The organism is Allosphingosinicella sp., from assembly GCF_059502505.1.
The window spans coordinates 81,910-104,913 of the sequence record NZ_JCACEU010000020.1 but is presented as its reverse complement, the minus strand read 5'-3'; the positions used below and the strand labels follow the sequence as shown (position 1 = coordinate 104,913).

The window sequence follows — 23,004 nt, the reverse complement described above, 5'->3', positions numbered from 1 at the left end:
GAGGCTCAGGCCGAAACGGTGCTCGGCTGGAACTCGGGATCGTTGGCGATGATCAGGCTGGCATATTCTTCCGCCAGCTTGCGGTGGCAGGCGGCGGCAAGCGGGTGCGTCGCACGCTGCGCGGCAATCTCTTCCGCAGCGATACGCGCGAGATAATAATCTCGGTCTACTCGATTCATCGAACTCATCCCCCCCGGGACTCGCGTGGAGCATCGAAGATAGCAGCTTTGCCCGCGGCGGCCATTAATCCTGATTAGCTTCGCCGCGCCTGCGGCTCCTTTCGACGAAACGTCGGCTCTTTTCTGCGAACGACTGCGGCGCGCCTTGAAACGGCTACCGCGCCCGCGCCGATACCCCTATGCCTTTGCTCCTCTTGGGCAAAATGGGGATGAGGGATGATGAAGGCGGGTTTGGGCATGAAGAAGCTTGCGCTGCTTTCGGCGGCGGCGATCGGCATCGTCGCGGGCGCGGCGCCGGTCCAGGCGCAGGGCGCGGGGGCGTCGCAGCTCAGCGTGCCGCCGATCGCCTTCAAGGAGCGGACGCTGGCGAACGGCCTCAAGATCATCTCGATCCGCGATACCAGCACTCCCAACGTCGCCGTCTCCGTCTGGTATGAGGTCGGCTCCAAGCATGACCCGCAGGGCCGCTCCGGCTTCAGCCACCTGTTCGAGCATATCCTCAGCCGCAAGACGCGGAACATGCCCTACAACATGATCAACAAGCTGACTGAGGATGTCGGCGGCGCCCGCAACGCTTCCAACTGGTACGACCGCACCAATTATTACGAGATCGTCCCCGCCCAGTATCTGAAGACGATGCTGTGGACCCATGCCGAGCGGATGGCTCGCCCGGTCGTCGACCCCGAAGTGTTCGAGACCGAGCGCAACGTGGTGAAGGAGGAACTGCGCCAGCGCATCCTCGCCCCGCCCTACGGCCGGATGCGCTTCGTGCTCTCGGAGAATAGCTGGGACGTGATGCCGCACCGCCGCCCCGGCATCGGCAGCATCGAGGATCTCGATTCCGCAACGCTCGAAGATGCGCGGGCCTTCCACGAGGCCTATTACGGGCCGGACACTGCCGCCCTCATCGTCTCGGGCAATTTCGATCAGGCTGAGCTCGACCGCTGGGTCGACGAATATTTCGGCGCGATCCCCGCGCGCGCCAACAAGATCCCGCTGACGATCGATGCGAAGGAGAAGCCGCGGACCAGCCCGCGCTCTGTCGTCGCCTATGCGCCGAACGTGCCGCTGCCGGTGGTCGGATCGACCTGGCAGCTTCCCGGCACCGCCCATCCGGACATGGCGGCGCTGGAGGTGATGGACGCGATCCTCACGAGCGGCGAATCCTCGCGCCTCCACAAGAGCCTGGTCTATGACAAGCAGCTCGCCACTGCGGTCACCGGCGAGCTCGATACGATCGAGGACGGCAGCTACTATGCGCCTTATGCGATCGTCGCCGGCGGCAAGTCGATCGACGAGGCCGATGCGGCGCTGAAGGCGGAGCTGGAGCGCATCCGCACGCAGCCGGTTACCGCCGCGGAGCTCAGCGAAGCCAAGAACGAGCTGATCGCTGCGTCATTGCGCGAGCGCGAGACGTTCAGCGATCGCGCCTTCGAGCTCGGCGAATATTATGTGCGGACCGGCGATCCCCGGCACGCAGACAAGCGCCTGGCGGCGATCCAGAAAGTCACTGCCGCCGACGTGCAGCGCGTCGCCGCCAAGTATCTGGCGCCGAACGCGCGCGTCGACATCCGCTACCTCAACGAGAACCAGCGGCCCGCGGGGCAGGCGGACAATTGGAAGAACCCGGCGCCGATGCCGACCTTCGCCAGCGCTCCGCCCGCCAAACGCGCGCCGATCGAGCTGGCGCCCGAGGCCGAGCGCGAGCAGCCCCCGGCGCCGGGCGCGGCGCTGCCGGTGACGCCGCCGGCCATGGCGGAGCAGAAGCTCGCCAACGGCCTGCAGGTCGTGGCCGCGAAGACCGGCAACGTGCCGCTCGCGACGATGGCACTGGTTCTGAAGGGCGGCGCCTCGACCGACCCGGCCGGCAAGGCGGGTCTCGCCACCATGGCGGCCGAGCTCGCCACGAAGGGGACGGCGACGCGCAGCGCCCAGCAGATCTCGGCCGAGATCGAATCCCTGGGGGCGACGCTCAGCAGCAATGCCGGCCCCGACGGCATCATCCTCTCCGTCTCCGCTCCCGCGGCGAACCTGGAGGCGGCGGGCCGCATCCTCGCCGACATCGCCCAGAACGCCACCTTCCCGGCCGAGGAGGTCGAGCGCGAGCGCAAGCGGGCGCTGGACGCGCTGTCGGTCGCCTACAAGGACCCGGGCGCGCTCGCCAACATGGTCGCGCAGCCGGTGCTCTACGGCGACGCACCCTATGCGACGCTCGCCTCGGGCACGCCCAAGTCGCTCGCGAGCCTCGGCCAGGCGGATCTCTCCGGCTATTATCGCCAGTGGTTCCACCCGGCCAATGCGGCTCTGATCGTGTCGGGCGGCATCGACAATCAGGCGGCGACCGCGCTTGCGCAGCGGCTGTTCGGAAGCTGGCAGGGCCGGGGTCCGGCGCCGACGCCTCCGGCAGAACGGGCGGGCGACAGCTCCAAGGTGCGCACCGTGGTGGTGGACCTGCCCGGCGCCGGCCAGGCGGCGGTGATCGCGGCGGTGCGCGGCATCAACCGCGCCGATCCGGACTATTACAACCTCTCCGTCGCCAATGCGGTGCTCGGCTCCGGCTCCAACGGGCGGCTGTTCCAGGAGGTGCGGGTCAAGCGCGCGCTCTCCTACGGCGCCTATAGCGGCATGCCGGCCCGCGCCGATCAGGCCTTGCTGACTGCCTCCGCCCAGACCAAGAATGAAAGCGCGGCCGACGTCGCCAAGATCTTCCTCGACGAGTTCGACCGGCTCGGCAAGGAGCCGTTCGCGGCGGACGCGATCGAGAAGCGCAAGGCGTTCATGGTCGGCGGCTTCAATCGTCAGGCGGAATCGGGCACCGGCTTCGCGGCCACATTGGGCAGCCTGCTCCAGCAGGGCCTGCCGCCGGCCGAGGCGATCCGCTACACCACCGCCATCCAGGGCGTCTCCGCCGAAGCGGCCGCCCAGGCGGCGGCCAAGGTCACCGCCTCCGACCGCGCGACCTTGGTGATCGTCGGCGATGCCTCCAAGTTCATCGACAAGCTCCGGGCGCTGCGGCCCGACGTCGAACTGATCAAGGCCGATCAGCTCGACCTCGAATCGGCGGCGCTTCGGGGCGGTTGAGACGCTCGTTCATGCGGCGATCAGGCTTTGGGACAGAAGATCGCCGCATGAACACCGGGAGAGCGTCGATGCGTGTGTTGTGGCTGGTGCCGCTGGCGATGAGCCTCGGCGGCTGCATCGTCGGAACAGCGGTGGATGTGGTGACGCTGCCGGTGAAGGCGGCGTCCAAGACGGTCGACGTGCTCACCACCAGCCAGTCCGAAGCCGACGAGAAGCGCGGCCGCGAGATCCGCAAGCAGGAGGAACGCGAGGGCAAGGCCCGGCGCAAGGCGGAGCGGGAGGCACGGCGGCGGGCCGAGCGGGACGAGAGCTAGAGTCCCGGCTAATCGTCGATGCTAGATTCATAGCCCCTCTCCCCTTGTGGGAGAGGGTAGGGAGAGGGGTTCGCATCAGCAGCCTCGACGGCTGCTGCTGCGAGGCGCGGCTCTGCCGCGCGCGCCGCCGAGGCGGCGCTCACCCTCTCCAACTCCGCCTAGGCTCCTGCGTCGCCAGGCCTCCGTATCCTCTCCCATCAAGGGAGAGGGGAAGTTGAGTACAGACCCTTAGGTCGTCCCTCCTATGGGAGAGCCAAAAGTAAGGCCCGGAGCATCGCTGCTCCGGGCCTCTTTGTTTCAGTCCTTACCAGAAGAAGTCGTGGATCACGTCGATGACTTCGCCGGTGTAGGTGTCGACCAGCAGCACGTCGTCATAGTAGCGGACCCAGCGCGTGCCGTATTCGGCCGGCGGCAGGCGATACTGCCACGGATCGCTCAGCCAGTAGCGCTGCCCGTAGAAAAGCGGCTCCAGGAAGAAGCCGATCGAGAAGCGGCTGTAGCTGTGGCCCCGGTAAGGCGAGTAGTAATTGCCCAGCCGGAAGATGTTGCGGTTGCTGTAGCGGTAGCGCTGCCAGTCGTAGCGACGGTCCTGGCGCCAGGCGTTGCGCCACTGGCGATAGTCGCGACGGTCCTCGCGGACGTCCTGGCGCCACTCGCGGCGATCCTCGCGCCGGTCCTGACGCCATTCGCGGCGATCGTCACGGCGCTCGCGGAGCTGCTGCTCATAGCGGGCCTGATTGCGCGCGCCCTGACGGGCATAGCGGTCGGTGACCTGGGCCTGGCCGGCCACGGCCGCCTGGCGGGTCTCCTGGATGCGGTCGCGGAAGGCCTCGCGGCGATCCTGGCGCCGCTCCTGGCGGTTCTCCTGCCGGTTCGCGCGCTGCGCAATGCTGACCTGCTGGGCCGGCGCCACGGCCTGCTGCTGGCGCTGTTGCTGACGCTCGGGGCGGGCCGCGGCACGCTGCTGCGGCGCCTGTTCACGACGCTCCTGCCGGGCCTCCTGCCGCGCCTGCTGGCGGTCGACACGCGCCTGATTGCGCTCGCCCTGGCGCTGATAGCGCTCCGATACTTCCTGCGCGCTGGCGGCGACCGGAGTCGCCATGGTTGCGGCAAGCAAAATTCCGATCAATGCCTTACGCACGGATTTTACTCCTCATTTCCGGACGGCAACGGCCGCCCCTCATGAGACGACTTGTGCCCGAACGTGGATGAGCCGTTGCTGAACTGCAACGACAGCCAAGCGAAAGCTTAGTCGATGATCTGCTCGCCCTGCCGCTCCTGCGGCGGCACGCTGCGCAGTGCCGGCACCGCACGCGCGGCGTCGACCGGATCGATGGCAGGCGGCGGCGCCGCGGCGAGCCGCTCCGCGCCGGATTTCACCCGCGCCGCCCTGCGGATCGCCTCGCGAATCCGGGGATAGGTGCCGCAGCGGCAGAGATTGGTGATCGCCGCGTCGATATCCGCGTCTGTCGGCGCCGCATTCTTGTCGAGCAAGGCGGCGGCGGCCATGATCATGCCGGACTGGCAATAGCCGCATTGCGGCACCTGCTCGGCGACCCACGCCTGCTGCACGGGATGCGAGCGGTCGCGGGACAGCGCCTCGATGGTGGTGACGACGCTGCCCTCGAGCTGGCCAATGCGGACGAGGCAGCTCTTCACGGCACTGCCGTCGATGTTCACCGTGCAGGCGCCGCAGTCGCCGTTGCCGCAGCCATATTTCGTGCCGGTAAGGTTGGACGCGTCGCGGAGCGCCCAGAGCAGGGGCGTGTCGGGGTCCATGCGGTACTGGACCGGCTGGCCATTGACGATAAAGCGCATGGACGAAGGGTAGCGGGAGAGAAGCGGCGATGGGAAGCGAAAGACTCGCGGTCAGCCACGAAGGCGGCGTCGCTCATGTCGAGCTTGCGCGCGAAGGCAAGTTCAACGCGATGGACCATGATTTCTTCGCCGCGATCGCGGAGACGTTCCGCTCCCTCGGCGCGGATGCGAAGGTGCGCGCGATCCTGCTCAGCGGACGCGGCAAGCATTTCACCGCCGGCCTCGACCTACAATATGCCGCCAGCCAGTTCCGCCCGCCTTCCGATCCCGGCCGCGGGGCCGAGGCGCGGCTGCGGCACATACAGTGGCTGCAGGATGCGTTCACTGCGGTCGAGCAGGCGCGGGTGCCGGTGATCGCCGCAATCCATGGCGGCTGCATCGGCGCCGGCGTCGATCTCGTCACTGCCTGCGACATCCGCCTCGCCTCGGCCGACGCCTTCTTCCAGGTCGCCGAGGTGGATGTGGCGATCACCGCCGACCTCGGCACGCTCCAGCGCCTGACGCACCTGATCCCCGAGGGGATCGTCCGTGAACTCACCTATACCGGCCGCAAAATGGACGCCGAGGAGGCGCTCCGGCTCGGCCTGGTCAATCGCGTGGAAGCCGATCGCGAGGCGATGATCGCAGCGGCGATGGAGTTGGCTCGCACCATCGCAGCCAAGTCCCCGCTGGCGGTGGCCGGCGCCAAGCTCTCGCTCAATTACAGCCGCGGCCGGCCGGTCGAGGAGGGCCTCCGCCACGTCGCCTTGTGGAATGCCGGGACGCTGATCAGCGCCGACCTCACCGCGGCGATTCAAGCGCGGATGGGAAAGACGGAGCCGAGCTTCGGCGACCTCGACGAATAGGCACGCCGCCTTTCGGCTTGAAAAAGGCCGATTCTGCGTGTAACGGCCGCCCGCAACGGCGTGGGCTGTCCCGCGACGAACCCGCTTCTATGGTAATCTGGCTGCCGGAGCGTGCCTTCCGCCGGGGAAGGTTTGCTCGCATGAAAATCGGAGAGTGACAGGACTTTATGCAAATCATCGTTCGCGACAACAATGTCGACCAGGCGCTGCGAGCGCTCAAGAAGAAGCTCCAGCGTGAAGGCGTCTACCGCGAGATGAAGCTGCGCCGTCACTACGAAAAGCCGTCCGAGAAGCGCGCCCGCGAGCGCGCCGCTGCCGTCCGCCGCGCCCGCAAGCTGGAGCGCAAGCGGATGGAGCGCGACGGCGGGCCGCGCTAAGCACCAGCTTGGTGCCGTCACCCCGGACTTGATCCGGGGGCCACCTCCTCGTCGAGAGTTGGCGGGAGGTGGAGTGCCGGATCAAGTCCGGCATGGCGGGATGGCAGCCTTGCTTTGAGAGGATGAGGCGGCGATAATTGCGCCGCCTTTTCTTTTGCCCGGGGGTTTCAATGTCCGTCACAGCCGTTCCGCTCCGCCCGATCAGGAAGGGGTCGCTGACCAAGCTGTGGGTCGGGCTCGGCCTGCTCTGCCTGATCGCCGCCGGCGTCGCCTGGGCGGGCACGGAGCGGCAGGTGTCGAGCGACCCCGCCACCTTCTTCGCCAAGAACGCCAAAAGGTCGAACGTCCGCACGACGGCGTCCGGCCTGCAGATCGAGACGCTCGAGGAAGGATCGGGCGCCACGCCCGGTCCGCAGGACATGGTGCTGGTCGAATATGAGGGCCGCCTGCTCGACGGCACCGTGTTCGACGCCAGCGCCCAGCATGGCGGCCCCGCGCCGCTGCCCGTCTCGGGCGTGATCCCGGGCTGGAGCGAGGGGCTGATGCTGATGAAGAAGGGCGGCAAATACCGCCTCTGGATCCCGTCCGAGCTCGCCTACGGCGCGCAGGGTGCCGGCGGCGGCACGATCCCGCCCAATGCGCCGCTCGATTTCGACGTCACCCTGATCGACGTCGCCCCGCAGGCGGCGATGGGCATGCCGATGGGAATGCCGCCGCAGGGGCGGTGATCCGCACCGACCGTCATACCGGCAAAGGCCGGGATCTCAGCGAGAGTCGGGCACCGGCACGTTTTCGTCTTGAGACCCCGGCCTTCGCCGGGGTGACGATCAAGGTGAGGGCTCCGCTGTCCCCACGCCGACGCCCGCTTCGTCCTTTGACTTTTGCTGCAGCGCCGACTTGATCATCGCAACGATCGGATCGGCGAGGGCCAGGCCGAGCAGGCCGAACAGCGCCCCGAACAGGAGCTGGGCGCCGAGCACGAGGGCGGGCGCCAGGTCGACCGTCTTCCGGGCGACGTACGGCACGATCAGATAGCCGTCGATGATCTGGACAGCGAGATAGACGCCGATCGCCCAGAAACCGGTATCGACGCCGGCGCTGAAGCCGACGAGGACGATCAGCACGCCCGAAATGATCGCGCCGATATTGGGGATGAAGGCGAGCAGGCCGGTGAGGATGCCGAGCAGGGCCGCCATCGGCACTCCGCCGACCCAGAGCAGGATCCAGGTGCCGATGCCCTCCACCGCCATGCCGACGAGGCGGCCGGCCATCAGCCGGCGCATCGTGTAGCCCATGTAGGAGGCGGTGCGGTAGAAGCCGTCACGGTTGCGCAACGGCAGCATCCAGGCGAAGCCGCGTTCGTAGAGCCGCGGCTCGGTGGCGATGAAGATGCCGATCACCAGGATCATGACGAGGCTGGTAACCGCGCCGATCGCACTGCCGACGGCGGAGGTGAGGCGGCCCAAGGAGCCCATCAGCTGGCCGCTGAGCTGGTCGATCTGGGCGCCGCCCTGGACGATGCCGAGCTGGTTGCCCCAGGCGAGGACGCGATTGAGTTGGGCGGTTACCACCTGTTGCAGCGCCTCCGCCTGGGCCGCGAGCGACATGCCGGCGAAGACGAACACCCAGACGATGAAGCCGAAGCCGGCAAGGGTGACGATGGCGAGGCGCCAGCCGCGGCCGATCGGCAGCACGCGGCCGAGCAGCCGGGTGCCGCCGTCGAGCATCGAGGCGAAGACGATGCCGGCGAAGATGAGCAGGATCGGCTGGGCGAGGAACCACGTGGCGATGATCGCGACGGCAAGGCCGAGCCAGACGCTCGCCTTCTTCAGCTCCTGCCGGATCAGCGGGTCGCGAAGCTCGGTCGGGCCACGCTGCTCGACGTGAACCTCGCTGCCGCCGTCGCTCATTGCGCGGGCGCCTCGTCGGGATGCAGTGAGGTGCCGGCGCGGCCGCCGCGCAGCGCCGTCACCCAGCTGATCGGGTTCAGATATTGCGAGGTGCCGTCGAGGCTGAAGGTGATGAACTCGGCGCGGCCGCCGATATTCTCGTAAGGCACTGGCCCGCCCAGGCCTTCCCGGTCGAGCGGCACGCGGCTGTCCGCCGACTTGTCGCGATTGTCGCCCATCAGGAAGACATGGTTCTCCGGAATCTTGATCTTGGCGAAATCGTCGACTTCCGAATTATAGCCCATGTCGATCGTGTTGTAGGAGACGCCGTTGGCAAGCGTCTCGCGATAGACGGGCAGGCTGCAATAGCGGTTGCCGTCGCGGCCGGTGACGCGGTGGTCGCCGAACTCGTCGGGGAAGCAGGGCAGGTTGTCGTCGATCGGCAGCATGACCGGGCGCTGCTCCTCGCGCTTCACGGGCACGCCGTTGATGATCAGTTCGCCGTTGATCATCTCGAGCTCGTCGCCGGGGAGGCCGATGACGCGCTTGATATAGTCGGCGCTCTTGCCCGGCGGCGTGACGATGACGATGTCGCCGCGATCGGGCAGCGAGCCGAACAGGCGGCCCTCGGTCGCCGGCATGACGTGGAAGCTGGGGCTCACCCAGGACCAGCCGTAGGGGAACTTGCTCACCACGAGCCGATCGCCCTTGAGCAGGATCGGCATCATTGATTCCGACGGGATGTAGAAGGGCTTGGCGACGAAGCTGTGGAAGGCGAGCACGGCAAGGACGAGCCAGAAGATCGCCTTGATCTCGCCCCACCAGTCGGTGCCCTTCTTCTCCGGCTGCGCGGCCGGCTTGTCCTTGTCGTCGGTCGCGGCCTGAACCGGCTCGGTGGCGCTCACGCTCATCTTCCTTCGATCCGCCTTGCGGTGATTATGACGAACGCCTGCGCAAACGGATGGTCGTCGGTCATGGTCAAATGGATATCCGCGGCGTGGCCTTCGGGTGTCAACTCGTCAAGCCTCTGCTTGGCGCCGCCGGTGAGGGCAATCGTGGGTGCGCCCGAAGGTTGGTTCACTACGCCTATATCTTTCATGAACACGCCGCGCTTGAAGCCGGTTCCGACCGCCTTGGAGAAGGCCTCCTTGGCGGCGAAGCGCTTGGCATAGGTGCCGGCGCGGGTGAACGGCCGCCGCTCCGCCTTGGCGCGCTCGACGTCGGTGAAGACCCGGGCGATGAAGCGCTCGCCGAAGCGATCGAGGGAGTTCTGGATCCGCTCGATATTGCACAGGTCGGAGCCGATGCCGATGATCATCCGCGGGCCTCGTCCATCAGCGCGCGCATCCGGGAGACGCTCGCCTCCAGTCCGGTGAAGATCGCCTCGCCGACGAGGAAATGGCCGATATTGAGCTCCTTGAGCTGCGGGATGGCCGCGACGGGCACGACGTTATCGAACGTGAGGCCGTGGCCCGCATGAGGCTCAATGCCGTTCTTGGCGGCGAGGGCGGCCGCGTCGGCGATGCGGCGGAGCTCCACGGTGCGCGCCTCGCCCTCCAGATGCGCGTAGCGGCCGGTGTGGAACTCGACGACTGGCGCCTTGAGGCGGATGGCGGCGTCGATCTGGCGCGGGTCCGGCTCGATGAACAGGCTGACGCGGATGTTCGCGTCGACCAGGCGAGTGACGAAGGGCGCGAGGTGATTGTGCTGGCCGGCGGCGTCGAGGCCGCCCTCGGTGGTGCGCTCTTCCCGCTTCTCGGGGACGATGCAGGCGGCGTGGGGGCGATGGCGAAGCGCGATCTCGAGCATCTCCTCGGTGGCCGCCATCTCCAGGTTGAGAGGAATGGTGAGGGCGTCCATCAACCTATGGATATCATCATCGGTGATGTGGCGCCGATCCTCGCGCAGATGCGCGGTGATGCCGTCGGCGCCGGCGGCCGCGGCGGCGAAGGCGGCGCGCACGGGATCGGGATGGTCGCCGCCGCGCGCGTTGCGGATGGTGGCGACATGGTCGATATTGACGCCCAGGCGAAGGTCTCTGGTCACGCGGCCTTGCGGCTACCAGGCTTTTCGGCCGGAATTGCGGCAAGCGTCTCGGGCAGGTTGCGCGGCTCGTAGACCGGTACGTCGAGGCGGATCAGCGGGAAGAAGGGCACGCCGAGATCGGCGATGCCATTGGAACGGTCGACAAGGGCCGCCGCGGCGATGACTTCGCCGCCAGCATCGGCCACCGCCTTCATCGCCTCCTTGGAGGAGAGGCCGGTTGTGACCACGTCCTCGACGAGCAGGAGCTTCATGCCGGGCTCGATCGCGAAGCCTCGGCGAAGCTCGAACGTGCCGGTCGGGCGCTCGACGAAGATGGCGGGAAGGCCGAGCGAGCGGCCGATCTCGTGGCCGATGATGACGCCGCCCATGGCCGGGGAGACCACCATCTCGATCCGCGACTTGATCTCGAGCGGAAGCGTGCGCGCGAGGGCGGAGGCGAGGCGGGCGGCGCGGGCGGGGTCCATGAGGACGCGGGCGCATTGCAGGTAGCGGGAGCTGTGGAGACCGGAGGAGAGGATGAAATGCCCCTCGAGCAGCGCATCGGCGTCGCGGAACTCGGCGAGTATCTCCTCCTCGGTCACGGACGCTCCTGCTGCTGCGGTCTGGAAGGCCGCAAATAGGCGGGGACAGGCCCCTCATCAAGCTGCTTGAGGCGCTTGGCCCGCCTGCCTATAAGGCGCCGCGACCTGCCTGTTTGCGCACGAATCCACGCCGCTCGTCCCGGGCGACCCAAGGGGTTTAGATGAAGACCTTGCTGAAGCTCTTTGCCGTCGCTGCCGCGTTCGGCCTTTCACCAGCCGCAGCCGTGGCCCAGGGCGCGCCCGCGGCCCCCGCCTCGGATGCCATCAGCGCCCAGTCGCAGGCTGCGCCCGCGCAACCGCAGGAGAGCTCGGACCCGGCGCTTGCCACTGTGCCGGAAGGTCTCGCGCCCACTGCGGTTCAGGAAGAGCCGAGCAACGCGCAGGTTGCCGCCACCACCGCCGCGAGCCGCACCATGCCGACCCCCGGCGTCGGCCAGCCCGACGGCCGCATGAACTTCCAGGACCAGGTCACGCCGATCGGCGAGGAAGCCGCCTGGTTCCACAACGTCATCCTGCTGCCGCTGATCGCCGCGATCTCGCTGCTGGTGCTGGTGCTGCTGCTCTGGGTGATCGTGCGCTATCGCCGCGCGGCCAATCCGGTGCCGTCGCGGACGTCGCACAACACGCTTATCGAGGTCATCTGGACGCTCGTGCCCGTGCTGATCCTGGTGGCGATTGCGGTGCCGTCGATCCGGCTGCTCGCCAACCAATATTCCCCGCCCAAGGCGGACGTCACCGTCAAGGTGACGGGCAACCAATGGTATTGGACCTATACCTATCCGGATAACGGCGATTTCGAGATCGTCTCCAACGGCCTTTCGGACGCCGACGCCAAGGCGCGCGGCGAGCCGCGCCAGCTCGCCGTCGACGAGCGCATGGTGGTGCCGGTCGGCGCGACGGTGAAGGTGATCGTCACTGCCGCCGACGTGATCCACAGCTGGGGCGTCCCTGCCTTCTGGGTGAAGATGGACGCGGTGCCCGGCCGCCTCAACGAGACCTGGTTCAAGGCCGAGAAGGCGGGCGTCTATTACGGCGTCTGCTACGAGCTGTGCGGCGCCCGCCACGGCTATATGCCGATTGCGGTCGAGGTCGTCTCGCCCGCGCAATTCGCCGCCTGGGTCGCCTCGAAGGGCGGCACCATGCCGGGCGCGGTGGCGCCGACCTCGCCCGACGCAACGCAGAACAGCCCGATCGCAAACCCGACCGGCGTCGCCACCGGCGGCGCGTCCGGGGCGACCGAGACGACGCCCGATCCGAGCAGGATCGAGAACGTCACCACTACAGCCCCCGTCTCCGAGCAGGGCGCCACGAACTCCAGAAGGGGCGGAACGAACTAAGATGACCGACACCATCGCCAACGCCGCCCATTTCGAGGCGCACCACGCCCATGAGGCGCACCATGACGCGGATCACAAGCCCGGCTTCTTCGCGCGCTGGTTCATGTCCACCAACCACAAGGACATCGGCACGCTCTACCTGATCTTCGCGATCATCGCCGGCATCATCGGCGGCGCGATCTCCGGCATGATGCGGATGGAGCTTGCCGATCCGGGCATCCAGTATCTCCAGGGCTGGACCGGTATGCTGGGCGGCGACGCCGCCAGCTTCGACGAGGCGCTGCACCTGTGGAACGTGCTGATCACCGCGCACGGCCTGATCATGGTGTTCTTCATGGTGATGCCGGCGATGATCGGCGGCTTCGGCAACTGGTTCGTGCCGATCATGATCGGGGCGCCCGACATGGCCTTCCCGCGGATGAACAACATCAGCTTCTGGCTGCTCGTTCCCGCTTTCATCCTGCTGCTCGGCTCGTCCTTCGTCCCCGGCGGCACCGGTCACGGCGCCGGCACCGGCTGGACGGTCTATGCGCCGCTCTCGACCAGCGGCGCCCAGGGGCCGGCGGTGGACATGGCGATCCTGTCGCTCCACCTTGCGGGCGCGTCGTCGATCCTGGGCGCGATCAACTTCATCACCACCATCTTCAACATGCGGGCGCCGGGCATGACCCTGCACAAAATGCCGCTGTTCGTATGGTCGGTGCTGGTCACCGCCTTCCTGCTGCTGCTCGCGCTGCCGGTGCTCGCCGGCGCGATCACCATGCTGCTCACCGACCGCAATTTCGGCACGCACTTTTTCGACGCGTCGGGCGGCGGCGATCCGATCCTCTACCAGCACCTCTTCTGGTTCTTCGGGCATCCGGAGGTCTACATCATGATCCTTCCGGGCTTCGGCATCGTCAGCCAGGTCGTGGCGACGTTCAGCCGCAAGCCCGTCTTCGGCTATCTCGGCATGGCCTATGCGATGGTGGCGATCGGCGTGATCGGCTTCATCGTCTGGGCGCACCATATGTTCACCGTCGGCATGGACGTGAACACGAAGATGTATTTCACCGCGGCGACGATGGTGATCGCGGTGCCGACCGGCATCAAGATCTTCTCCTGGATCGCGACGATGTGGGGCGGCTCGCTGTCGTTCCAGACGCCGATGCTGTGGGCGATCGGGTTCATCTTCATGTTCACGGTCGGCGGCGTGACGGGCGTCGTCCTCGCCAATGGCGGCGTCGACAACAACCTGCACGACACGTACTACGTCGTCGCGCACTTCCACTATGTGCTGTCGCTGGGCGCCGTGTTCGGCCTGTTCTGCGGCTTCTATTACTGGTTCGGCAAGATGTGGGGCCGCGACTATAACGAGCTCCTCGGCCAGCTCCACTTCTGGGTGTTCTTCGTCGGCGTGAACATCCTCTTCATGCCGATGCACTTCATCGGCCTTGACGGCATGCAGCGCCGCGTGCCCGATTATGCGGACGCCTTCGCACATTGGCACGGCTGGTCGACCACCGGCTACATGATCATGGCGGCCGGCATGCTGTTCTTCTTCCTGAACATCCTGTGGTCGCTGATGTTCGGTAAGAAGACTCCGCCCAATCCGTGGGGCGAGGGCGCGACGACGCTGGAATGGACCCTCACCAGCCCGCCCCCCTTCCACCAGTTCGAGACGCTGCCCGTGATCGACAGCGGCACGGATCGGCACTGAGGAGCGACTGAGTCCAATTACAAGGAGATCCGCTCGGGCTGAGCTTGTCGAAGCCCTGTCTTTCTTCGGAAGCCCGTTGAAAAGAAGGACAGCCCTTCGACAAGCTCAGGGCGAGCGGTGGTTGGTATGAACAGCACTGTACTTAACACTGGCGCCGCCCTTCCCGCCGACTGGCGGGACTTCGTGGCGCTGACCAAGCCGCGGGTGATGACGCTCGTCGTCTTTACCGGCCTTGCCGGCATGCTGGCGGCGCCGGTGCAACTCCATCCGGTGCTCGCCTTCACAGCAATCCTGTGCATCGCGCTCGGCGCAGGCGCCGCGGCGGCGCTCAACATGTGGTACGAAGCCGATCTCGACGCCCAGATGAAGCGGACGCGCAACCGGCCGCTTCCGGCCGGCCGCATGGACCGGGAGGCGGCGCTCCATTTCGGCGTCGGGCTCGCCTTCTTCTCGGTGCTGCTGATGGGCGTGGCGACCAACTGGCTGGCCGCCGGCATCCTTGCGGCCTCAATCCTCTTCTACGTGCTCGTCTACACCGTCTGGCTGAAGCGCCGGACGCCGCAGAACATCGTCATCGGCGGCGCGGCCGGCGCCTTTCCGCCGGTGATCGGCTGGGCCGCCGCGACCGGCGACGTGACTCTGCTGCCGCTGTTGCTTTTCACCCTCATCTTCCTGTGGACGCCGCCGCATTTCTGGGCGCTGTCGCTGTTCGTCCGCTCCGATTACGCCAATGCCGGCGTGCCGATGCTGCCGGTCGTCTCCGGGCCGAAGGTGACCCGCCAGCAGATCGCGCTCTACACCCTGCCGATGGCCGTGGCCGCCGTCGCGCCCTGGCCGCTCGGCCTCGGCGGCGCGCTCTACGGTCTCGCAGCGGCGGCACTCAGCGGCGCCTTCCTTCTGCTCTCGCTCCGGGTGCTCGCCAACCGTGCGACCGAGCCGGCGGAGATGAAGCCCGAGAAGAGGCTGTTCGCCTTCTCGATCCTGTATCTGTTCGCGCTGTTCGGCGCGCTCGTCCTCGATCGATGGCTGCCGGCATGATCCCGGACGAGGATCAGATCCGCAAGCGGCAGCGCAGCCGCGCGCTCGTGATGGGCATATTGCTCGGCCTGTTCGCCGTGCTGATGTTCGCCGTCACGATCGCCAAGATGAGCGCGCAGTCATGACCGCGCTGGCCAGGAGGAACGGCCGCACCGCGGCGCTCATGGCCTTGCTGGCGGTCGCGATGGTCGGCCTCGCCTTCGCCAGCGTGCCGCTTTACCGGCTGTTCTGCCAGGTGACCGGCTTCGGCGGCACCCCGATGCGCGCGAGCGAGGTCGAAAGCGCGCTGGCGCCGACGGGCAAGATCATTCGCGTCCGCTTCGACGCCAACACCAATTCGGCGCTGCCGTGGCAGTTCGAACCGGAGGCGCATGTCGACCGGGTGGCGGTCGGCGCGCGCAAGATGGCCTTCTACACGGCGAAAAATCTGGGGGACAGGCCGGTTACCGGCACTGCCACCTTCAACGTCACGCCGGCGCAGGCGGGGCAGTATTTCAGCAAGATCCAGTGCTTCTGCTTCAACGAGCAGACGCTGAAGCCGGGCGAAGAGGTGCGGATGCCGGTCGTTTATTTCGTCGATCCGAAGATCATGGAGGATCCGGATGCGAGCCGGATCGACGAGATCACGCTGAGCTACACCTTTTACCCGGTGGATTCGGACAAGAACGAGAGTTAGAGAACCCCGTCGTCCCGGCGAAGGCCGGGACCTCAGGGCGAGAAGGGCCCGAGCCTTTCACCCGCTGAGACCCCGGCCTTCGCCGGGGTGACGATAAAGACAAGAGGAACGCCGTCACATGGCTGGAGCGAAGACCCACCAATATCATATCCTGCCGCCGAGCATCTGGCCGTTCATCGGCAGCTTCTCCGCGCTCGCCATGGCCGCCGGCGGGATCATGTGGATGCACGACCAGCCGTCGGGCGGATGGATCTTCTTCGCAGGCCTGATCGCCGTCCTGTTCGTCATGTTCAGCTGGTGGGTGGACGTGATCAGGGAAGCCCATGCGGGCGATCACACGCCGATCGTGCAGCTCCACCTGCGCTACGGCATGATCCTGTTCATTGCGTCGGAGGTGATGTTCTTCGTCGCCTGGTTCTGGGCCTATTTCAACGCGGCGCTGTTCCCGCCCGTGGTCGAGAGCGTCGGCGGCGTCTGGCCGCCGGAGGGCATGCACGTCCTCGATCCGTTCGGCTATCCGCTGCTCAACACGCTGATCCTGCTCTGCTCGGGCACCACCGTGACCTGGGCGCACCATGCGCTGATCCACGGCGACCGCGAGGGGCTGAAGAAGGGCCTGTGGGCCACGATCGGCCTCGGCCTGCTGTTCAGCGCCATCCAGGCCTATGAATATGCCCACGCGCCGTTCGGCTTTGCCGACAATATCTACACGTCGGCCTTCTTCATGGCGACGGGCTTCCACGGCTTCCACGTCATCATTGGGACGATCTTTCTGATCGTCTGCCTGGTGCGGTCGTACAAGGGCCATTTCACGCCCCGCCAGCATTTCGGCTTCGAGGCGGCGGCCTGGTATTGGCATTTCGTCGACGTGGTGTGGCTGTTCCTGTTCCTGGCGATCTACGTCTGGGGCGGCTGGGGCGCCGAATATCATTGATCCGAAGACCGGGCCGACGCCCCTGCAGGTCGGCCTGCGGGGGCTCTGCCCGAGATGCGGCGCCGCCACCCTGTTCGACGGCGTCGCACGCTTCGCGCCGAGGTGCCGGGCCTGCCAGCTCGATCTTTCCGCCTTCAATGTCGGGGATGGACCGGCCGCCTTCCTGACCTTGATCGTCGGCGCACTGGTCACGGGGCTGGCGATCGCGCTCGAGCTCGCGGCCGAACCGCCATTCTGGGTGCACATCCTGCTTTGGCTGCCGCTTTCCATAGTCGCCGTGATCGGGACACTGCGCATCGCCAAGGGCATGCTGATCTCTGCCGAATATCGGAACAGCGCCCGGGAGGGGCGGGTTAGGGAGGGGTGATGCGCTTTCCGCTCGTTCCCACCATCGTCGTTGCGGCCGCAGTGGCGGTGATGATCGGTCTCGGCATCTGGCAGCTGCAGCGCAAGGGCGAGAAGGAGGCGCTGATCGCCCAATATCGCGCCGCATCCACCTTGCCGCCGGTCGCCTTTCCGACCGTGCCGCGCGAGGACGACAAGCTCCTCTACCGCCGCGCCACCGGCTTCTGCCTGCAGCCGCTCGGCTGGCGCTCCGTTGCCGGCCGAAACACAAAGGATGAGACCGGCTGGAGCCATATCGTGTCGTGCCGCACCGGCGGTCTCGAGGGGCCGGGAATGCAGGTCGACATGGGCTGGTCCACGTCGAGTGCCCCGCCAGCGGGCTGGAAGGGCGGGCCGGTGAGCGGCGTGATCGCACCCGACCGCCTGCACGAGATCCGCCTCGTCTCCTCGCAAGCGGCCCCCGGCCTGGTGCCGAGCGCCGCGCCCTCGCCCGAAGCGACGCCGAACAACCACCTGATGTATGCCCTGCAATGGTTCTTCTTCGCCGCGGCCGCGGCTGTGGTCTACGTGCTTGCCCTGCGCAAACGAAGGGAGAAATCCCCTCTCTCTTCGATGGGAGAGGATACGAAGCCTTAGCGACGAAGGAGCTTAGGCGGAGTTGGTGAGGGTGAGACCGCAGTCGAAAAATCGCGGACGGTGTCACCCTCTCCTAGCTGCGACTAGGCGGCAAAGCCGCCAAGTCTCGCTACCTCTCCCATCGAAGGGAGAGGGAGAAAAGTTGCCCGTCGCCTGAGCCGCGCCTACATCCCGCCCTCATGATGCAGCTCACTACCCTGGCCAACGGCCTCAAGGTCGCGACGCGCGAGATGCCGGGCATGGAGACGGCGGCGGTCGGACTCTATGCCGATACGGGCTCGCGCTACGAGCCAGCGCGCGTCAACGGCATCGCTCACCTGTTCGAGCATATGGTGTTCAAGGGCGCGGGCAATCGCTCGGCGCGGGAAATCAGCGAGGCGATCGAGGATGTCGGCGGCGACCTCAACGCCGCCACCGACCGCGACGGCACCAGCTTCATGGCCTCGGTCATGGCCGAGCATATCCCGCTCGGCGTCGAGCTGATCGCCGACATGATCCTGCGCCCGCTCTTCGCGCCGGCCGAGCTCGAGCGCGAGAAGGACGTGGTCCTGCAGGAGCTGGGCGAGGCGCGCGACACGCCCAACGACATCATCTTCGACGACCTCTGGGCGGCCGCCTTCGCCGAGCAGCCGCTCGGCCGCTCGGTGTTGGGTGACGAGGCGAGCATCGCGGCGATCACCGTCGACGACCTGCACGAGTGGCGCCGGAGCCAGTATTGCACCGGCAGCCTTGCGCTGGTCGCTGCCGGGAAGGTCGACCATGCCGCGCTCGTCGCGCTGGCCGAGCAGCATTTCGACGGGCTGCCGACCGATGCCATAGATACTGCAGAGCCGGCGCGCTTCACCGGCGGCGACCGGGTCGGCCGCACGTCATCTGATCAGGCGCATCTCGCGCTTGCCTTTCGCGGGCCGGCGCAGCTCGACGGCGATTATTTCGCCGCGCGCCTGTTCGCCGACGCGGTCGGCGGCGGCATGTCCTCGCGACTGTTCCAGCAGCTTCGCGAGGAGCGGGGCCTCGCCTACACCGTCTATGCCAGCCTCTCGCCCTATCGCGACGTCGGCCTGCTCTCCATCTATGCGGCGACCGCGCGGCGGCAATCGGCCGCGGCGGCGCAGCTGATCGAGGACGTGCTCGCCGAGGCGGCGGATGGGCTCACCCAGCGCGAGCTCGACCGCGTCCGCACCCAGTCCCGCGCGGGCCTTCTGATGTCGATGGAGAGCCCCTGGGGCCAGGCGCATTATGTGGCGCGCCAGCTCTCGGTTCATGGCCGGCTCGTCGACCCGGTGGAGGTGGTGGCGGAGCTTGCAGCCGTCACCCTGGAACAGGCGCGCGCGGCCGGCGCGAAGATGCTCGCCGGCCCCCGCGCCCGCGCCACGATCGGCTTCCCGGCAGTGAGGGCGGCTTAGTCGCGGCCGACGCCGGCTTGGTCGCGGCGGCATTGCCGCTGCGGCATCCGTGGCCAGGGCGGCGGCGGCGATTACGCCGTGGGGGGATTTTCAATGAAGAGCATCTTCGCGCTTGCCGCCGCTGCGGCAGCCTTTCTGACGCCTGCCGCAGCCGGTGCGGCAACCTACGTCGCCGAGATCGATCTCGATCCGGGCCATGTCAACCAGTTCGGGTATTTCGTGGCGCCGCTGCCGGGTGGCCCAGTGACGCTCGAGCCGGGCGGCATGCTCGATGGCACCATCACCTTCGCCAATGAGGGGCGACTCACCGTCTTCAACAATGTGAGCGACAACTCGACCGACCGGGAGTGGGTGTTGGGTCTGTTTCGGGCGGCAGGTCCGGCCCTGACCGAGGTCACCTGGAACTTCCTCGGTGTCGAAGGCGATTATAAGGGTCCGGCCGTGCAGACGGGCACGTGCGGGAATGCAATCTGCTTCGGCACTCCGATCGATCTGACGCCGACTTCCTTCTCCTTTACGGGGATCAGCTTTCAGGCGAGGCATATCAGCGGGTCGACCATGTTCGATCCCGAGGATCTGGGCATCTATCGCGGCGCCTTCGCCATCAGCGAGAACGTGGCCGCCGTGCCCGAGCCGGGGACGTGGCTGACGATGATCTTCGGCTTCGGCGTACTCGGCGGAGCGCTGCGCCGTCGGCGGATCGGCACGCCACCGCTCGCGACCGCCTGATCGGCGGGGTGGCGCTGCGGCCGCCTTCCCGCCTAGGGAGGCGCGCATGGAGCTAGCCACCCTGATCGCCGAGCCTTGGGGCGACTACGGCCTGATGGACTGCGGTCACGGCCGCAAGCTCGAGCGCTACGGGCCCTACAGCTTCATCCGACCCGAGCCGCAGGCGATGTGGGCGCCGGCGCTGGAGGAATGGGACGCGGACGGCGAGTTCATTCCAGGCTCGGACGAGGAAGGCGGCGGCCGCTGGAAGTTCAACCGCCCGGTGCCGCGCGAGGGTTGGGAGATGGCGTGGCAGGATGTGCGCTTTCGCGCGCAGGCGACGCCCTTCCGCCACCTCGCCTTCTTCCCGGACATGGCGCCGCAATGGGCGTGGATGCGCGAGCGGCTGGGGGAGGGCACCGAGGCCCTCAATCTGTTCGGCTATACCGGCGTGGGCACGCTGGCGATGTCGGCCGCGGGCGCGAGCCTGGTTCATGTCGATGCGTCCAAGAAGTCGGTCGAGGCGGGCAAGGAGAATGCCGCGCTTGCCGGCATGGCCGAGCGGCCGATCCGCTGGATCGTCGAGGATGCGGCCAAGTTCGTGGCGCGCGAGGTGCGGCGGGGTCGGCGCTACGACGGCATCATCCTCGACCCGCCCAAATATGGCCGCGGACCGGCGGGCGAGGTGTGGCGGCTGGAAGAGGGGCTGCCGGGGCTCGTCGCCGACTGCCGCAGGCTGCTCGACGAGAATAGCCGCTTCCTCGTCCTCACCGTCTATGCCGTGCGCATGTCGGCACTGGCGGTGGGCGAGCTGCTGAACCAGCTGCTGGGCGATCTCGGCGGCACGATCGAGTGCGGCGACATGGCGGTGCGGGAGGAGGCGAGGGGGCTGCTGCTGCCCACCGCCATCTTCGCCAGGTGGAACTGCTAGTCCCGCGTTGCGCGGATCGCCGCGCCGGCTGCGAAGGGCGCGGCCGCCACGAACAGCAGCGACACCGCGCCGAGCAGCTTCACCGCGCCCGTCTCCAGCCCCTGTTCGATCATCCCCGCGCCGAAGATCAGCAGCGGCACGGCGAGCGGCAGCATGAGCAGGCCGGCGAGGGCGCCGGTGGTGCGCAGGCCGGCGGTGAGGGCGCTCACCATCAGGGTGAGGGCGGCTAGGCCGGGCGTTCCGACCAGCAGCCCCAGCTCGAGCCTGAACAGCACCTCCTGCGGCAGCTTCATCAGCGCCGCGGCCGGGACCGCCGCGAGCATCAAAGGCGGCCCGAAGCTCAGCCAATGCCCGACGAGCTTCGCCAGCGCCACCGTCTCCTCGCCGATGCCGCGGACGGCTAGCTGATCCAGCACGCCGCTGGCGCGGTCCGGGTCCACGAGCCGGTCGACCGGGAGCAAGGCCGCCAGCAAAGCCGCCATCCAGAGCGCGCCGCCGCCGGTACGGGCGAGCAATGGTCCATCAGGGCCGACGGCGAAGGGGAACAGGGTCGCCACGAGCAGGAAGAAGATGAGCGGCAGCAGCGCGTTGCCGCCGGTCGCCGCCAGCCTCAGCTCGCGCAGGATCAGCGACGTCATGCCGTCCCCAGCCTGATCGATGCCGGGTCGTTGAGGCCGATCGGCTGGTGGGTGGCGGCGAGCACGGCGCCGCCCCCTTCCCGGTGCGCGGCCATGGCCGCGGCGAGGCGCTCCTGGCCCTCCGCATCCAGTCCGTTGGCCGGCTCGTCGAGCAGCCAGAGCGGCGCGCCGGAGGCGATCACCCGCGCCAGCGTCGCCCGCTTCCGCTGCCCGGTCGAGAGCATCCGCACCGGCACGTCGGCGAGATGGGCGATGCCCATCGGCTCCATTCCGGCGGGGGAGTCCCTGCCGTCCAGCCGCGCCCAGAAATCGAGGGCCCGGCCGAGCGTCAGCCGCTCGTCGAGCGCGGCGCTCTCATCGGCCAAGGCGGCCGCTGCGCCGCGTCTCACCTCGCCCGCGCTGCCGTGCAGGAGACCGGCCGCGGTCCGCATCAGGCTCGACTTGCCGACCCCGTTCGGGCCGCTGATCACCGCCGCTCCGCCCGGATCGAGCGCCAGGCTCACGCCTTCGAACAGCAGCCGTCCGCCGCGGATCAGGGCGATGTCCTTGAGCTCGAGCAGGGCGCTCAATCGGCGGCGTCCTCGAGCGCGTGCATGTCCTCGTCGGAAAAGCCGAAATGATGCCCCGCCTCGTGCACGATGACGTGGGTGACGAGCTCTTCCAGGCTGACGCCGGTCTCCGCCCATTCGTCGAGCAGGGGGCGGCGGTAGAGGTGGATCATCGCCGGCAGCTCGCCCGACAGCATCGACGATTGCTCGCCGACGGGCCGGCCGGTGTAGAGGCCGCTCAGTTCGAACGGATCCTCGATCCCGAACCCGGCCAGCACCTCATCGTCGGCGAATTCGTCGACCCGCAGCACGACGCCGTCCAAGTGCCGGCGGAAATGCTCCGGCAGCGCGGCGATCGCCGCCTCGGCGAGCCGCTCGATCGTCGCCGCGTCGGGCGCGAAGGTTTGACCGCGGGTCATCAAGGGGCGACATAAGCCGGAACCGCGCGCGGCGCCAGCAAGGGAGGGATCGGATGGCCAGGCTCACCGCCGAGGAACGGCAGGCGGCGCTCGCCGATCTCTCCGGCTGGACCTGGGACGAGGCACGGGACGGCATCGCCCGGACGTTCCGCTTCCGCGACTTCAGCGAGGCCTTCGCCTTCATGACCCGCGTGGCGCTCGCCGCCGAGCAGGCCGATCACCATCCGGAGTGGAAGAACGTCTGGAGCCGCGTGGACATCCTCCTCACCACCCACGATGCCGGCGGCCTCACCGCGAAGGACGTGCAGTTCGCCAGGCGGATCGACGCATTCGTGGGGTAGCTTGCCCTCGGCGCCTGGGCTGACTAGAGGGCGCTCTTTCCAGCGCATGCGGAGCGGTGGCCGAGTGGTCGAAGGCGCTCGCCTGGAAAGTGAGTATACGGCAAAACCGTATCGAGGGTTCGAATCCCTCCCGCTCCGCCACCGTGCTCGACTCTTCGAGTATCTCATTCCGCAGAGCCACCCCTAGGGCTTCCGGTGATTATCGCGGTAAGGTCTTC

Annotated in this window: 28 protein-coding genes and 1 tRNA gene; 18 read left to right on the top strand and 11 right to left on the bottom strand. The window is 67.6% G+C overall.

The window, feature by feature from the left end; translation table 11 throughout:
* Window positions 1–5 precede the first annotated feature (5 nt).
* Entirely contained in the window at window positions 6–179 is a 174-nt protein-coding gene (locus AC5JBD_RS16270; protein WP_495722871.1) for a hypothetical protein, read from the bottom strand.
* A gap of 237 nt (window positions 180–416) precedes the next feature.
* On the opposite strand from AC5JBD_RS16270, the gene AC5JBD_RS16265 reads away from it, so the two are divergent.
* The gene (locus AC5JBD_RS16265) at window positions 417–3,260 is read left to right on the top strand and encodes a M16 family metallopeptidase (RefSeq protein ID WP_495722870.1); all 2,844 of its coding nucleotides are present in this window, start codon (window positions 417–419) and stop codon (window positions 3,258–3,260) included.
* Between the two features lie 68 nt (window positions 3,261–3,328).
* Window positions 3,329–3,574 carry a hypothetical protein gene (locus AC5JBD_RS16260; RefSeq protein ID WP_495722869.1) on the top strand — a complete coding sequence of 82 codons (246 nt, stop codon included), beginning with the start codon at window positions 3,329–3,331 and terminating at the stop codon, window positions 3,572–3,574.
* A gap of 304 nt (window positions 3,575–3,878) precedes the next feature.
* Here the strand turns inward: AC5JBD_RS16260 and AC5JBD_RS16255 are convergent, their stop codons facing one another.
* Window positions 3,879–4,715: an RcnB family protein gene (locus tag AC5JBD_RS16255; protein WP_495722868.1), complete on the bottom strand. Its 837-nt coding sequence runs from the start codon at window positions 4,713–4,715 to the stop codon at window positions 3,879–3,881.
* A 107-nt stretch (window positions 4,716–4,822) separates the two neighbouring features.
* Window positions 4,823–5,392 (bottom strand): (2Fe-2S)-binding protein, encoded by a 570-nt coding sequence (locus tag AC5JBD_RS16250; protein WP_495722867.1) that lies wholly within the window; start codon window positions 5,390–5,392, stop codon window positions 4,823–4,825.
* Between the two features lie 29 nt (window positions 5,393–5,421).
* Between AC5JBD_RS16250 and AC5JBD_RS16245 the strand changes: the two genes are divergently transcribed.
* The 3 genes from AC5JBD_RS16245 (at window position 5,422) to AC5JBD_RS16235 (ending at window position 7,342) form a co-directional block, all read left to right on the top strand.
* A complete protein-coding gene (locus tag AC5JBD_RS16245) occupies window positions 5,422–6,237 on the top strand; it encodes a crotonase/enoyl-CoA hydratase family protein (RefSeq protein WP_495722866.1) in 816 nt (271 codons plus the stop codon).
* Window positions 6,238–6,404: 167 nt separating this feature from the next.
* Window positions 6,405–6,614 carry a 30S ribosomal protein S21 gene (gene rpsU / locus AC5JBD_RS16240; RefSeq protein WP_295374235.1) on the top strand — a complete coding sequence of 70 codons (210 nt, stop codon included), beginning with the start codon at window positions 6,405–6,407 and terminating at the stop codon, window positions 6,612–6,614.
* Window positions 6,615–6,784: 170 nt separating this feature from the next.
* The gene (locus AC5JBD_RS16235) at window positions 6,785–7,342 is read left to right on the top strand and encodes an FKBP-type peptidyl-prolyl cis-trans isomerase (RefSeq protein WP_495722865.1); all 558 of its coding nucleotides are present in this window, start codon (window positions 6,785–6,787) and stop codon (window positions 7,340–7,342) included.
* Window positions 7,343–7,441: 99 nt separating this feature from the next.
* Here AC5JBD_RS16235 and AC5JBD_RS16230 read toward each other — a convergent pair whose 3' ends face one another.
* Genes AC5JBD_RS16230 through pyrE form a run of 5 tightly spaced genes read right to left on the bottom strand, consistent with a single transcriptional unit; the run spans window position 7,442 to window position 11,130 of the window.
* Complete coding sequence (locus AC5JBD_RS16230) at window positions 7,442–8,524, bottom strand: AI-2E family transporter (RefSeq protein ID WP_495722864.1); 1,083 nt, start codon at window positions 8,522–8,524, stop codon at window positions 7,442–7,444.
* A complete protein-coding gene (gene lepB, locus AC5JBD_RS16225) occupies window positions 8,521–9,414 on the bottom strand; it encodes a signal peptidase I (RefSeq protein WP_495722863.1) in 894 nt (297 codons plus the stop codon). The genes AC5JBD_RS16230 and lepB overlap by 4 nt, the downstream gene beginning before the upstream one ends.
* Complete coding sequence (acpS, locus tag AC5JBD_RS16220; RefSeq protein ID WP_495722862.1) at window positions 9,411–9,821, bottom strand: holo-ACP synthase; 411 nt, start codon at window positions 9,819–9,821, stop codon at window positions 9,411–9,413. Before acpS ends, lepB begins: the two co-directional genes overlap by 4 nt.
* Complete coding sequence (locus AC5JBD_RS16215; protein WP_495722861.1) at window positions 9,818–10,549, bottom strand: pyridoxine 5'-phosphate synthase; 732 nt, start codon at window positions 10,547–10,549, stop codon at window positions 9,818–9,820. Before AC5JBD_RS16215 ends, acpS begins: the two co-directional genes overlap by 4 nt.
* On the bottom strand, window positions 10,546–11,130 hold the full coding sequence (gene pyrE, locus AC5JBD_RS16210; protein WP_495722860.1) for an orotate phosphoribosyltransferase: 585 nt from the start codon (window positions 11,128–11,130) through the stop codon (window positions 10,546–10,548). Before pyrE ends, AC5JBD_RS16215 begins: the two co-directional genes overlap by 4 nt.
* Window positions 11,131–11,291: 161 nt before the next feature.
* Between pyrE and coxB the strand changes: the two genes are divergently transcribed.
* The 11 genes from coxB to AC5JBD_RS16155 all read left to right on the top strand — a co-directional run bounded on the left by coxB (window position 11,292) and on the right by AC5JBD_RS16155 (window position 20,840).
* Entirely contained in the window at window positions 11,292–12,467 is a 1,176-nt protein-coding gene (coxB, locus tag AC5JBD_RS16205; protein WP_495722859.1) for a cytochrome c oxidase subunit II, read from the top strand.
* A gap of 1 nt (window position 12,468) precedes the next feature.
* Complete coding sequence (gene ctaD / locus AC5JBD_RS16200; protein ID WP_495722858.1) at window positions 12,469–14,166, top strand: cytochrome c oxidase subunit I; 1,698 nt, start codon at window positions 12,469–12,471, stop codon at window positions 14,164–14,166.
* 126 nt (window positions 14,167–14,292) lie between these two features.
* The gene (locus AC5JBD_RS16195) at window positions 14,293–15,204 is read left to right on the top strand and encodes a heme o synthase (protein WP_495722857.1); all 912 of its coding nucleotides are present in this window, start codon (window positions 14,293–14,295) and stop codon (window positions 15,202–15,204) included.
* Window positions 15,201–15,329: a cytochrome c oxidase system small membrane protein gene (locus AC5JBD_RS16190; RefSeq protein WP_495722856.1), complete on the top strand. Its 129-nt coding sequence runs from the start codon at window positions 15,201–15,203 to the stop codon at window positions 15,327–15,329. Before AC5JBD_RS16195 ends, AC5JBD_RS16190 begins: the two co-directional genes overlap by 4 nt.
* Entirely contained in the window at window positions 15,326–15,880 is a 555-nt protein-coding gene (locus tag AC5JBD_RS16185; RefSeq protein WP_495722855.1) for a cytochrome c oxidase assembly protein, read from the top strand. The genes AC5JBD_RS16190 and AC5JBD_RS16185 overlap by 4 nt, the downstream gene beginning before the upstream one ends.
* A 118-nt stretch (window positions 15,881–15,998) precedes the next feature.
* The gene (locus AC5JBD_RS16180; protein WP_495722854.1) at window positions 15,999–16,814 is read left to right on the top strand and encodes a cytochrome c oxidase subunit 3; all 816 of its coding nucleotides are present in this window, start codon (window positions 15,999–16,001) and stop codon (window positions 16,812–16,814) included.
* Window positions 16,807–17,181 (top strand): DUF983 domain-containing protein, encoded by a 375-nt coding sequence (locus tag AC5JBD_RS16175; protein WP_495723003.1) that lies wholly within the window; start codon window positions 16,807–16,809, stop codon window positions 17,179–17,181. The genes AC5JBD_RS16180 and AC5JBD_RS16175 overlap by 8 nt, the downstream gene beginning before the upstream one ends.
* Entirely contained in the window at window positions 17,181–17,795 is a 615-nt protein-coding gene (locus AC5JBD_RS16170; RefSeq protein WP_495722853.1) for an SURF1 family cytochrome oxidase biogenesis protein, read from the top strand. Before AC5JBD_RS16175 ends, AC5JBD_RS16170 begins: the two co-directional genes overlap by 1 nt.
* A 179-nt stretch (window positions 17,796–17,974) precedes the next feature.
* Window positions 17,975–19,201, top strand: coding sequence for a M16 family metallopeptidase (locus AC5JBD_RS16165; RefSeq protein WP_495722852.1), 1,227 nt, complete (start codon window positions 17,975–17,977; stop codon window positions 19,199–19,201).
* Between the two features lie 93 nt (window positions 19,202–19,294).
* Window positions 19,295–19,930 carry a PEPxxWA-CTERM sorting domain-containing protein gene (locus AC5JBD_RS16160; RefSeq protein ID WP_495722851.1) on the top strand — a complete coding sequence of 212 codons (636 nt, stop codon included), beginning with the start codon at window positions 19,295–19,297 and terminating at the stop codon, window positions 19,928–19,930.
* A gap of 46 nt (window positions 19,931–19,976) precedes the next feature.
* The gene (locus tag AC5JBD_RS16155; protein WP_495722850.1) at window positions 19,977–20,840 is read left to right on the top strand and encodes a class I SAM-dependent methyltransferase; all 864 of its coding nucleotides are present in this window, start codon (window positions 19,977–19,979) and stop codon (window positions 20,838–20,840) included.
* On the opposite strand, the gene AC5JBD_RS16150 is transcribed toward AC5JBD_RS16155, so the two are convergent.
* Genes AC5JBD_RS16150 through AC5JBD_RS16140 form a run of 3 tightly spaced genes read right to left on the bottom strand, consistent with a single transcriptional unit; the run spans window position 20,837 to window position 22,445 of the window.
* Window positions 20,837–21,478: a heme exporter protein CcmB gene (locus AC5JBD_RS16150; RefSeq protein ID WP_495722849.1), complete on the bottom strand. Its 642-nt coding sequence runs from the start codon at window positions 21,476–21,478 to the stop codon at window positions 20,837–20,839. The two genes, AC5JBD_RS16155 and AC5JBD_RS16150, sit on opposite strands and share 4 nt — an antisense overlap.
* Entirely contained in the window at window positions 21,475–22,047 is a 573-nt protein-coding gene (gene ccmA, locus AC5JBD_RS16145) for a heme ABC exporter ATP-binding protein CcmA (protein WP_495722848.1), read from the bottom strand. Before ccmA ends, AC5JBD_RS16150 begins: the two co-directional genes overlap by 4 nt.
* Complete coding sequence (locus tag AC5JBD_RS16140) at window positions 22,044–22,445, bottom strand: metallopeptidase family protein (protein WP_495722847.1); 402 nt, start codon at window positions 22,443–22,445, stop codon at window positions 22,044–22,046. Before AC5JBD_RS16140 ends, ccmA begins: the two co-directional genes overlap by 4 nt.
* A 53-nt stretch (window positions 22,446–22,498) precedes the next feature.
* Between AC5JBD_RS16140 and AC5JBD_RS16135 the strand changes: the two genes are divergently transcribed.
* Together AC5JBD_RS16135 and AC5JBD_RS16130 are read left to right on the top strand one after the other, a co-directional pair.
* A complete protein-coding gene (locus AC5JBD_RS16135) occupies window positions 22,499–22,786 on the top strand; it encodes a 4a-hydroxytetrahydrobiopterin dehydratase (protein ID WP_495722846.1) in 288 nt (95 codons plus the stop codon).
* Between the two features lie 50 nt (window positions 22,787–22,836).
* A tRNA-Ser gene (locus AC5JBD_RS16130) sits at window positions 22,837–22,927 on the top strand.
* Window positions 22,928–23,004: the final 77 nt, after the last annotated feature.